Origin of the sequence: Aliamphritea spongicola (genome assembly GCF_017051665.1) — a bacterium.
Taxonomy (GTDB): domain Bacteria; phylum Pseudomonadota; class Gammaproteobacteria; order Pseudomonadales; family Balneatricaceae; genus Amphritea; species Amphritea spongicola.
In genome coordinates this window covers 1-348 of sequence record NZ_JAFIDL010000051.1, presented here as the reverse complement: position 1 = coordinate 348, position 348 = coordinate 1, and the positions used below count along the sequence as shown (strand labels likewise).

1 protein-coding gene is annotated in these 348 nt (G+C 64.1%); it reads right to left on the bottom strand.

All coding sequences use genetic code 11. The features are described from left to right. Nucleotides 1-348, bottom strand: a 348-nt coding sequence (locus tag JYB63_RS22690) for an ABC transporter permease subunit (protein WP_205660197.1), incomplete at both ends; no start/stop codon positions are given.

The window sequence follows — 348 nt, the reverse complement described above, 5'->3', positions numbered from 1 at the left end:
CACCCGTCCCGGCCGGGCGCCGAGGATGCTGGCGGCCTCGAGCTGGCTGCGGTCGATCTGCGACAGCGCCGCCATCAGCGGGCGCATCACCAGCGGGGTAAACACGGTGATTTCCGCCAGGATCACCCCCCAGATGGAGTAAAGAAAATCCACCGGCGGCAGGGTGAAACCAAAAGTCGCCATCAGCGTGCCGTTCAGCAGGCCGGCGGAACCATAGATGAACGTGAAGGTCAGCGTGATGAGGAAGGTCGGCATGGCGATAAAGGTATCGATCACCCGGGCGATCAGACGGCTACCGGGGAACGGCGTGAACACCAGCAGCAGCGACAGCAGGGTGCCGAGCACCAG